The sequence below is a fragment of the Dendronalium sp. ChiSLP03b genome, from assembly GCF_034531165.2.
Classification (GTDB): domain Bacteria; phylum Cyanobacteriota; class Cyanobacteriia; order Cyanobacteriales; family Nostocaceae; genus Dendronalium; species Dendronalium minutum.
Map to the genome: position 1 here is coordinate 1 of NZ_JAVRBR020000099.1, position 6857 is coordinate 6857.

General features: G+C 43.3%; 7 protein-coding genes. 4 read left to right on the top strand and 3 right to left on the bottom strand.

Annotation, left to right across the window (positions count from 1 at the left end):
- Positions 1-236 precede the first annotated feature (236 nt).
- Entirely contained in the window at positions 237-689 is a 453-nt protein-coding gene (locus RMY31_RS23170) for an SRPBCC family protein (RefSeq protein WP_409878206.1), read from the bottom strand.
- 348 nt (positions 690-1037) lie between these two features.
- Between RMY31_RS23170 and RMY31_RS23175 the strand changes: the two genes are divergently transcribed.
- Entirely contained in the window at positions 1038-2690 is a 1653-nt protein-coding gene (locus tag RMY31_RS23175; protein WP_409878207.1) for a mechanosensitive ion channel, read from the top strand.
- A 120-nt stretch (positions 2691-2810) separates the two neighbouring features.
- Positions 2811-2993, top strand: coding sequence for a hypothetical protein (locus tag RMY31_RS23180; RefSeq protein ID WP_409878208.1), 183 nt, complete (start codon positions 2811-2813; stop codon positions 2991-2993).
- 53 nt (positions 2994-3046) lie between these two features.
- Here the strand turns inward: RMY31_RS23180 and ftsH are convergent, their stop codons facing one another.
- Together ftsH and RMY31_RS23190 are read right to left on the bottom strand one after the other, a co-directional pair.
- Positions 3047-4984 (bottom strand): ATP-dependent zinc metalloprotease FtsH, encoded by a 1938-nt coding sequence (gene ftsH / locus RMY31_RS23185; protein WP_409878209.1) that lies wholly within the window; start codon positions 4982-4984, stop codon positions 3047-3049.
- Between the two features lie 465 nt (positions 4985-5449).
- On the bottom strand, positions 5450-5845 hold the full coding sequence (locus tag RMY31_RS23190) for a hypothetical protein (RefSeq protein WP_409878210.1): 396 nt from the start codon (positions 5843-5845) through the stop codon (positions 5450-5452).
- Between the two features lie 125 nt (positions 5846-5970).
- Between RMY31_RS23190 and RMY31_RS23195 the strand changes: the two genes are divergently transcribed.
- On the top strand, positions 5971-6111 hold the full coding sequence (locus RMY31_RS23195) for a hypothetical protein (protein ID WP_409878211.1): 141 nt from the start codon (positions 5971-5973) through the stop codon (positions 6109-6111).
- Positions 6112-6169: 58 nt separating this feature from the next.
- The gene (locus RMY31_RS23200) at positions 6170-6568 is read left to right on the top strand and encodes a hypothetical protein (RefSeq protein ID WP_409878212.1); all 399 of its coding nucleotides are present in this window, start codon (positions 6170-6172) and stop codon (positions 6566-6568) included.
- Positions 6569-6857: the final 289 nt, after the last annotated feature.

Genomic DNA, 6857 nt, shown 5'->3' on the forward strand with positions numbered 1-6857 from the left:
CGTTTTGTTCCTAAAACCCTGGTTTTAGGGTGTAAGGGTGTGGGGGTGTAAGGGTGTAGGGGTAGAAGAAATGATGATTAGAGCGTTAGTTTTATAGTCATTACTCATTGCTTGATTAAAAACCTACACTTGTGAGGGGGAAGTAGGGGGAGCAGAGGGGCACAAGAGCAGGGGAGAATAACACCAACCACTGACCAATTACCAATTACCAATCCCCAATTACTACTGACAACTGACTATTGACTAATTTGTTGTTCTTCTGCTACTCGTTTGAGGCGGCGTAGTTGGGCTTGCATATCTTCTTTAGTCCAAGCTGCGGCAAAGGTGTCGAAACCCCAACTAACTAGCGGGTTGGGAATATCGAACTCAAAGCGGTTCAAGAGGCGCGTTCCCTGTTCTATTGGTTGACATTCCCAGCGATCGCGTCCTTGGAAAAATCCCTGAAATTCCCAGACTACTAAACCTGGTTTTCGTTCTACCACGACGCTGTTGAGGGTGGGTTTAACAAAAGGAATTTGAATCACAAATTGACTTTGACTACCGACATCAGTACTCCAGGCTTCGCCCACAGGTTCGCAACGTAGTACGGGGTTTAGCCAGCGATGCATGAGAGCTAAATCGGTAATACAGCGCTCCACCAGCGTAGCTGTGGCATTAATTTGAATCGATTGTTCAAAAGCTTGGGACATTCTCTTTCATGCAGTTGCTGCACTTAGATTACCTCAAAATTAGGTACTGGGGACAAGGGGGAGCAGGCGGGAATAACAACTGACAATTGAAATTACTTAAATTAATGTATATAAAGATACTAAAACTTATCAATAACTCATTGTTTTGAGAGTATTGATTGCTAAAAAGAGAAATTACTTTACAAAGTAAAAAATTACTCTTGCTATCAATACCATATAAGTTTTTACTGTTAAATGTATATTCAAAACACTAGTGAAGTTACTGGGGTACGGAATTGTTCTGAGCAAACCACCCTACAAGCATCGCAAGTGTTTTTAGCGAATACTTAAGCTTAATTCCGGAAAACCATGAACACAACTTGGCAAGGAATAACCCAGTTGATAGACATTGGTTTGTCGATGAGGTTACAGCAATTTTTGGCACAATCGCCAAGCCTGACACTGGATCAACAAAGAGTTAATCAAGGAATTGCCGATGTGCAAGGAATTGTTCAACAGTTGATTGCATTTATACCCCGGTTACTAGGGGTAGTGGCAATTTTGTTAATTGGTTGGCTAATTGCAGCGATCGCAGAGGCGGTGACGCGCGGAATCCTCAATCGCACAAACATAGATAACCGTATTGCCGCAGGGGTGACGGGACGCGAGGATGTTCCCCAGGTGGAGAAATTAGTCTCCAAGTTGGTATTTTGGAGCATCATCTTACTAACGGTAGTAGCTGTTTTACAGGCTCTAGGGCTAGAGGTAGCCTCTCGCCCGCTCAATAATTTTCTCGACCAACTCATTGGCTTTTTGCCAAAGATAGTTGGTGCAGGAATTCTTTTGACTGTTGCTTGGTTAATAGCAACTATTGTCAAGATTGTGACAGTACGTGGGCTACAAGCCTTGAGGCTGGATGAGCGTTTAAATCAAGAAACCCAAGACGATAACATCAGCCTCGATCGCTTGTCTTTGAGTGAGACAATTGGCAATGCCCTCTATTGGTTCATCTTTTTACTTTTTCTTGCCCCGGTTCTGGATACTCTGGGGCTAAGGCAGGCACTACAACCAGTACAAGCCTTAATTACAGAGATTCTGTCAATTCTGCCAAACATCCTGGCGGCGACGCTAATTGCAGTAGTCGGTTGGTTCTTGGCTAATGTGGTGCGGCGGATTGTTAGCAACTTGTTGGCGACAACGGGCATCGACCATTTGGGTACGAGGTTTGGACTGTCTTCATCTGCGGGAGTACAATCTTTATCAAGTATCATAGCCACGATTGTCTATATTTTGATTTTGATTCCTGTAGCGATCGCAGCTCTGAATGCGTTGAGAATTGAAGCAATTTCCGTGCCTGCGATCGCAATGTTGCAGCAGATCCTCAATGCCCTGCCTGCAATCTTTACAGCTATCGGAATTTTGATTTTTGCCTACTTCCTGGGACGATTTGTAGCAGATTTAGTCACCAGTATTCTCACCAATTTAGGCTTTAACAACATTTTCTCTGTTTTGGGTCTGCCAACACCCACCAGACGAATTGTCATTCCAGCAGAACCAACAGCAGCACCTACTGCTACCCGCACTCCATCAGAAATTGCTGGCATTGTCGTTTTAGTTGGCATCTTGCTGTTTGCAACGGTTGCAGCAGTTAATATCCTGAATATTCCAGCCCTAACAGCATTGGTATCTGGTATTTTAGTGATATTCGGGCGGATTTTAGCGGGATTGATAGTATTTGCTATTGGTTTATTCTTGGCAAATCTAGCATTTAACATTATTACCAGTTCTGCTAATCCTCAAGCGCGGATTTTGGGACAGGTAGCACGGATTGCCATCATTGCCTTAGTTTCTGCAATGGCACTGCAACAAATTGGAGTTGCCAGTGATATTGTGAATTTAGCCTTTGGACTTTTACTAGGTGCGATCGCTGTTGCTATTGCTCTAGCTTTTGGTCTAGGCGGTCGCGATATTGCCCGAGAGCAAGTCCAAGAATGGCTTAACTCTTTTAAAGGTAGAGGATAACTCAAGTCTTCATCTTGAAAAGAGCCGCACTTTAACTAAAAGTTAGAAATTGCGGATGCGATCGTTCCCAGGCTCCTGTCTGGGAATGCATAATCTAGGTTAAATGCAAACATCATTCATTTGCATTGTTCGCGCAATGGAACCGAACTAGACTGGTTGCTTAACCCAGAAGATGAAAGTGTCCTAGGGGTATTTCCTAGTCAGCGAGTAGAATTATACGAAGGTGCTGATAAATTACTTATACTTGAAAGTATAGAGTTAGAACTAACAGTAGAACAAATTTTTACTTGGCTGATGTCATAAAAAAGCGATCGCTCTAAAATTGGACGATCGCTTTTCACTTCAATCTCAAATCATTAGTTTAGAACAGATTGCAGCAATGGTTTATCTTCTGATAACTTACCCGAGCGCAACCATTCTGCCATTTCCTCTGGTACTCTCGCTCTGATGAGGCGATCGCGCAATTGCGAACCTTCGAGGATTTCTTTTTCCAACAGTGCTTGTGCGGTTTCCTCTAGCAAGTCGCGGTTAGTTTGCAGAATGCTCAAGGCGATATGATGAGCATTATCCACTATCTGCTTAACTTCCCGATCAATTTCTTCAGCCACTTTCGGACTAATAGAACGGCGCGGGTTGCCGTAACCTTCGATAAACTGCTGTTGAATCTTCTCAAACGCCACTGGTCCCAGTTTATCGCTCATTCCGTACAGAGTAATATAGCGTTCCGCCAAATCTGTAGCTTTTTGAATGTCATCAGAAGCACCAGTAGAAACTTTACCAAAGATGATTTCCTCTGCGGAACGTCCACCCAATAAGGTAGCAATCCGACCGCGAATTTCATCTTCGACCATTAAGAAACGGTCTTCTTCAGGCATCTGAATTGTGTAACCTAAAGCACCTACACCACGAGGCACAACGGAGATTTTTTCGACTTTACCAGCACCAGGCATCAACGCACCGATAATGGCGTGACCAACTTCGTGATATGCTACGGTCTTTTTCTCAGTTTCATTAAGTACGCGAGAGCGTTTTTCTAAGCCAGCCACCAAGCGCTCGATCGCTTCATTGAAATCTGCCGTCATTACAGCTTGACGATTTTGCCGTGCTGCCAACAGTGCGGCTTCATTCACGAGGTTGGCTAAATCTGCCCCAGCAAAACCTGGAGTTCTGATAGCAATAGCGCCCAAATCGACATCATCAGCTAATTTGACATTTCTAGCATGAACTTTGAGAATCGCTTCACGACCGATTTTATCAGGGCGATCGACTACAACTAGGCGGTCAAATCGACCGGGACGGCGTAAAGCTGGGTCGAGAACTTCGGGACGGTTGGTAGCGGCGATAATAATTACACCTGTATTGGCATCAAAGCCATCCATTTCGGTGAGTAACTGGTTGAGAGTTTGTTCGCGCTCATCGTTACCACCGACGAACCCACCAGCACCACCGCGAGATTTACCCAGTGCGTCTAATTCATCGATAAAGACAATACAAGGTGCTTGTTGTTTGGCTTGTTCAAACAAATCGCGGACTCGTGCAGCACCCACACCCACGAACAGTTCAATAAATTCTGAACCAGAGATGCTGAAGAAAGGAACGGCAGCTTCACCAGCGATCGCTTTTGCCAGCAGGGTTTTACCTGTTCCTGGAGGGCCTACCAACAAAGCACCTTTGGGAATTTTCGCCCCCAGTGCCGTGTATTTAGATGCATTTTTGAGAAAATCAACAATCTCTTCTAGTTCAGCTTTGGCTTCATCTACACCAGCCACATCTGTGAATTTAACACCAGTGCTGCCTTCAGAGTAGATGCGCGCTTTGCTTTTACCTACTGTTAATGCAGCCGGGCCACCACCCTGACGATTAATTAAAAAGCCCCAAATACCAAAGAAAATTAACGGTGGAGCAATCCAGCTGAGTAAAGTGCCAATCCAGCCATTTTGGTCTGGTGGTGGTGCAGCAAACTCAACATTATGTTCGCGGAGAATCTTCGGTAAATCTAGATCGATGGCTACTGGTGTCGTGGCAAATACCTGTTCGACAGTCTTGCCATCTGGAGTTTCGGTTTTGATGGCATATTGGATGCGATCGCCACCCACAATCGCCTTATCTACTTTACCTGCTTGTACTTGAGCGATAAATTCGCTATAGGGAACCTGCGACAGTCGCGGCCCAAAAAAACTAGGAACAATAAAGTTAAGCAGTAATAGAAGAGTTAACAAAATCAGTAAACTACCACCAAACTGCCGTACCTTCGGCGGTTTGATTTGTCTTTTGTTATTAGTTTCAACAGGCATTTTGATGTACCCTCAATTAAATTTGTAGAGACGCTATTCATCGCGTCTATCTGTCTGTTAGAAATTAATAAAGCTTTGCATCTGTAGGTCTATTCTAAAAACTAGACAGTGCAGCACAATTTCGTGTACACCCCCCAGAAAAATGTGTATTGCCGTACAAGACTTAGATTTTTCACATCATGTAACGATTCGTAGCGCCTTCTTTGCCTTCCTCTGCGCTTACCTCCGCAGTCAATGATGGACAAACTCAAAGCATTAGACAATTACCCTGAATTCGTCAGGCAATGTATTCAAGATGGACTAGACAAACTTGATCAATCAGATAGTTAAATGAAAGGGAACAGGGAACAAGAAGGGGGGAAACTAGGCGTAGGTTGGGTTGAGGAACGAAACCCAACATTATCAAGGGCAGGCAAGATGCCTACCGCACAATCAATAATTTTGTTTAATTAAATATTGAAAATACTACGTAGTTTGAGTTTTTTCATTAGATGTTTCATCTGCAACTGCTTTTGAGCGGGTTGCCCTAATTTTACGGATGCGATCGCTTTTGCGAACAGCACCCGCCATTTCATATTCACGGCTGTCTTTACCGTATTTAAAAGCAACTCCTATCAGCATTTTTTCTGTAAGGTCGGCTAAAGTCTTTTGTAATTCAGCCATCTCAGTTTTAGAAGAATCAATCACGGATAAAGCGGTATTATAAGCATCTATCTTCATCCGGTATCGCTCAATTAGCTGTGTTAAATTTTGCAAGTTACGAGCATCTCCAAAATCCATACTGGGATCGATTGCTTTAAGTCCAGCAACTCTCAATTCAGCTTTTTCTAAAGCTCGGTATGTGCGCTTTTGATAGGGCATAAGTTTTTCTTTTGATTGTGTTATACAGCTAGCTTGCCTTATTACATCTGCATTTTAGTTCAGTAATTATCTCAAAAATTAGTAGTAAATAAAACAATAAAATCAGTATTTAACGCAAAAAAGGGGTGTTAGTTGATAAAACAGGAGTGTTAGTTGATGAAACAGGGGTGTTAGTTGATGAAACAGGAGTGTTAGTTGATGAAACAGGGGTGTTAGTTGATGAAATAAGAGTCTTTTACCAATTTCTCTTAGTCCTCAGTCCCTAATTTAGAACAAAAGCGGTGTATTAATAAGTAAATAGGATTCACATAGTCAAAGTAGCATATGGAACCTTTAACTACTGCGGCGATCGCTGTTGGCTCTATACTTGCCACCAAAGCCTTAGAAAAAACGGGCGAACAGATAGGCGAAACTCTCTGGAATAAAACTGGTCAGTTTCTTGTGACGCTCAAAAAACAATCTCCCCATACTGTAACTGCGATCGAGCAAGCCCCAGAACAACCACTCGATTATGGCAAAGCTGTGGTGGAGGTAGAATCTGCGGCTAAAGCTAACCCTGAAGTGGCTGAAGCTGCACAAGAATTGGCACAAGCAGCTAAAGCCGAACCAAATCCTAAACTTGCTGAAATTTTGGCTATGCCTAATTTAGAGAAATTGGCAGACAAAATTGGTCAGGTAGTAATGCCAGGTGGAACAGGAAATATCCAAAATATGTCTTTTTAATCTAATAACTTGCAGCATTCTCGGTTATACCAATTCTCTAAAATTCGCATTACCCCCCTTAATCCCCCCTTGGAAAGCTACCGTGTACACGCAAGTCGAGTTTCTTTTTAAATCCCGGACATTACCCCCCTTAATCCCCCCTTGGAAAGGCTACGGTGTACACACAAGTATGCCCAGAGCGAGTTTCCAGCCAAAAAAGGTGGATTCAAACAGATCTAGTCCGCGAACCAAAGTAGTAATACCAGGAGGTTTCTGAGACTTGTAACCAGACCAACCACCAATTCGAGCA

What these genes read in the sequence shown, in the direction of transcription:
- RMY31_RS23170 (WP_409878206.1), bottom strand. Translation starts at nt 689, where the DNA reads ATGTCCCAAGCTTTTGAACAATCGATTCAAATTAATGCCACAGCTACG.
- RMY31_RS23175 (WP_409878207.1), top strand. Translation starts at nt 1,038, where the DNA reads ATGAACACAACTTGGCAAGGAATAACCCAGTTGATAGACATTGGTTTG.
- ftsH (WP_409878209.1), bottom strand. Translation starts at nt 4,984, where the DNA reads ATGCCTGTTGAAACTAATAACAAAAGACAAATCAAACCGCCGAAGGTA.
- RMY31_RS23190 (WP_409878210.1), bottom strand. Translation starts at nt 5,845, where the DNA reads ATGCCCTATCAAAAGCGCACATACCGAGCTTTAGAAAAAGCTGAATTG.
- RMY31_RS23200 (WP_409878212.1), top strand. Translation starts at nt 6,170, where the DNA reads ATGGAACCTTTAACTACTGCGGCGATCGCTGTTGGCTCTATACTTGCC.